1 protein-coding gene is annotated in these 3,978 nt (G+C 69.4%); it reads right to left on the bottom strand.

Annotated elements, in window-relative coordinates; all coding sequences use genetic code 11:
* Window positions 1–3,916: amino acid adenylation domain-containing protein (locus ABD329_RS47415; protein WP_344318212.1), on the bottom strand; the 3,916-nt coding region annotated here is incomplete at its 3' end.
* Between the last annotated feature and the right edge of the window lie 62 nt (window positions 3,917–3,978).

The following is a 3,978-nucleotide window of genomic DNA, read 5'->3' as shown; positions in this document are numbered from 1 at the left end:
AACCACGCACCTTGACCTGGTCATCCACACGGCCACCGAAGACAAGTTGGCCATCCGCGGTCCACTTGGCGAGGTCACCCGTGCGATACATCCGCCCACCCGTGAAGGGGCATGCGACGAAGCGCTCCGCCGTCAGCCCGGGACGTCCGAGATAGCCACGTGCGAGGCCCGGACCCGCGACATACAACTCACCCAGCACACCCGCGGGGACAGGGTGGAGACGCTCATCGAGGACGAATGCCCGGGTGTTGGTGATGGGCCGCCCGATGGGCACCGGGCCCGAGCCGGACGCCTTCAGAGGCTCGCTCATCGTCGCGCACACGGTGACCTCGGTCGGCCCGTACGCATTGACCATCCGCCGCCCGGGCGCCCACCGCTCGACCAACGACGGCGGGCACACCTCGCTCGCCACGACCACCGTGCCCAAGCCCTCGGGCAACTCCTCCACCGTGGCCAGCACCGACGGCGACACCGTCACATGCGTGACGCCGAACTCCGCCGCCACCTCGCTCAACGACCCATTGGGCGGGAGCGCGTCCCGGTCCGCCATCACCAGGGCGGCGCCCGAGAGCAGCGCCATGAACAGCTCCCACACCGAAGCGTCAAAGCTCAGCGAGGCCAGCTGCAACACCCGCGCGTTCGGACCCACCTCGAACCGCTCGATCTGCGCGCTGACGAGGTTCCCGATGCCGCGATGCGTCACCGCCACGCCCTTGGGACGGCCCGTCGAGCCCGATGTGTAGATCACATACGCCACATCGTCGACATCCACCGAGATCGCGGGCGCGGACCCCGCCACCACATCCGACGGATCCCACACCCAGCACTCCACCCCGGCCGGAACCAACCCCCGAGTCCCCCCGGAGCACACGACGAGCGCGGGCGCCGAATCCTCGACCATCCACCCGACCCGCTCCACCGGATACGCCGGATCCACCGGTACGAACCCCGCCCCGGCCTTGGCGATCCCCAGCAGCACCGCCACCACATCCGCCGACCGCTCCAACACCACAGCAACCAGATCACCGCGCCCCACACCCCGCGCGGCCAGCACCCCGGCCACCCGGTCCGACCGCTCCCGCAGCTCCGCGTACGACCACTCCTCACCGCCCGCACCCACCACCGCCACCGCATCCGGGGAGTCGGCCACGCGCTGATCGAAAAGCTCACCCAACGGCCGTACGGGAACCACTCGCTCGGTGGCGTTCCACTCCACCAGCACCCGCGCCCGCTCGCCCGGGCCCAGCACCGCTACCTCACTCACCCGAGCCGCAGGATCCGAGGCGACCTGCTCCAACACCCGCACCAGCCGCTCGGCGAGCACCTCCACCGTCCGTTCGTCAAAGAGGTCGGTGGCATAGAGGAACGCACCACGGATCCCGCCCGGATTGCCGTCGCCATCACGATGCTCAGCCAGGTCCAGGGCCAGATCCACCCGTGCCGAAGCCTCCGTCCCCGACTCAACCGGACGCACCCGCAACCCCGGCAGATCCCACAACCGCCCCTCACCCACAGGCGCGCCCTGAACACCCAACGACACCTGGAACAGCGGATTACGCCCTAACGACCGAGCGGGATTGAGATCCTCCACCAACCGCTCAAACGGCACATCCTGATGCGCATACGCATCCAGATCCACCTCCCGCACCCGCGACAACAACTCCACGAACGTCGGGTCGCCACTCACATCACTCCGCAACACCAACGTGTTCACGAAGAACCCCACCAGCCCGTCCAAGGCCGCATCCCCACGCCCCGCCACCGCCGTACCGACCGGAATGTCCCTCCCCGCACCCATCCGCGACAGCAGCAGCGCCAGCGCCGCCTGGACGACCATGAACATCGTGGCCCGCCCGCGCTGGGCGAGTGCCACCAGCCGGGCGTGGACCTGCGGGCTCACCCGGACCGGCACGGATCGGCCACGGAAGGAGGAGACGGCGGGCCGGGGTCGGTCGGCGGGCAGGACGAGCTCCTCCGGCACACCCGCCAGCGCCTCACGCCAGTAGCCGAGCTGGCCACTGATCACACTGCCCGGATCCTCGAGCCTCCCCAGCACCTCACGCTGCCACAGCGCATAATCCGCGTACTGCACCGGCAACGGCTCCCACCCCGGCGCACGACCCGCCCGCCGAGCCGCATACGCCACCCCGATCTCCCGACCCAACACACCCATCGACCAACCATCAACCGCGATGTGATGCGCCACGATCAGCAACACATACTCCGATGGACCCGTCTTCAACAGCCGCGCACGCCACGGCAGATCAACGCTCAGATCAAAGCCCCGGGCGGAGTGCGACCCCAGGGCCTGCGGCAACTCCTGCTCCGTCGTTTCCACGACAACGAGCGACGGTCGGCCGGCGCCCCCCGCCAGCACGTGCTGACGCGGTTCGCCATCGTTCTCGGGAAAGACCGTACGTAGACTCTCGTGCCGATCGGCGACATCCCCGAGCGCCGCTTCCAGAGCAACCCTGTTCAGCTCGCCCGAAAGGCGGAGCGCCAGCGGCAGGTTGTAGCCCGCGCCTTCCCCCGCGCCTTCGAGACGGTTGAGGAACCACATCCGCTGCTGGGCGTACGACAGGGGTACGGAGTCCGGCCGGGGGCACGGCGCCAGCGCGGGCCGGGCCCGGCCCTCCGCGTTGCCTTCTTCCTCGATACGACGGGAGAGGAGGGCGACCGTGGTGGCGGTGAAGAGCTCGCGGATGGTGATCCGGGTGTCGAGCACCGCCCGAACCCTGGCAATGAGCCGCATCGCCAGGAGTGAGTCACCGCCGAGCTCGAAGAACGAGGCATCGGCACTCACCCGCTCCACGCCGAGCACCTCGGCGAACAGCCCGCAGAGGATCTCTTCGGTGGGGGTGGCCGGGTCCCGGCCCGCCACGGTGGCCGTGGCATCGGGCGCCGGAAGCTTCGCGCGGTCCAGCTTGCCGTTGACGGTCAGCGGCAGCGCATCCAGCACGACGACGGTCGGGACCATGTACTCCGGCAACCGGTCCGCGGCGAACTCCCGTACGGCCGCCACGTCCAGCTCCCCGTCGGGGACCACGTACGCGACCAGCCGCTTGTCCCCCGGCCCGTCCTCCCGGACCACCACCGCGACCTGCGCCACGCCCTCACAGGCGGCCACCACCGCCTCGATCTCACCCGGCTCCACACGGAAACCACGGACCTTGACCTGCTCATCGACCCGCCCCGCGAAGACCAGCTCACCCTCGGCGGTCCACTTCGCCAGGTCGCCACTGCGATACATCCGCCCACCCGGGACGGCGAACGGACAGGCCACAAACCGCTCTGCCGAAAGCCCCGGCCGACCGATATAGCCCCGGGCCAGACCCGCACCCGCGATATAGACCTCGCCGACCACGCCAACCGGCACCGGCCGAAGGAACGGATCCAGTACGAACACCTTGTTGTTGGGCAGCGGCCGACCGATAGGGGGCGCAGCCTCCAACCCGGCCTTCAGTGCGGTCGCGGTAGCGGTGGTGATGACGGTGGCCTCGGTCGGCCCGTACGTGTTCCACACCCGAGCACCCACCGACCACCGACCCGCCAGCTCCGCACTCAACCGCTCCGCGCCCAGCACCCAGTTCCGCACACCCTGGACGGCATCCGGGTCCAGCACCCCCAACAACGACGGCACCACACTCGCCACCCGCACCCCACACCGGCCGATCATCTCCGCCAACGCACGCGGATCCTTACGCTCCTCCGCACTCGCCACCGCCAAAGTCCCACCACCGGCAAGAGTGACCACGACATCGAGAACAGCGGCGTCAAAGCTGAACGACGCGAACTGCAACGCCACCACACCCGCATCCATCCCCAACACCGGCCGCATCGCCTCAGCCAGATTCGCCACCCCACCATGGGCAACGGCCACACCCTTCGGCCGCCCCGTCGAACCCGACGTATACATCACATACGCCAACTGCCCCGGGACGACGACCGCCCCCAGCGGCTCCGCCGAGAAGGCATCCG

The sequence above is a fragment of the Streptomyces javensis genome, assembly GCF_039525925.1.
GTDB lineage: Bacteria > Actinomycetota > Actinomycetes > Streptomycetales > Streptomycetaceae > Streptomyces > Streptomyces asiaticus.
The sequence above is the reverse complement of the archived record's forward strand: the minus strand, read 5'-3'. Positions and strand labels throughout refer to the sequence as shown.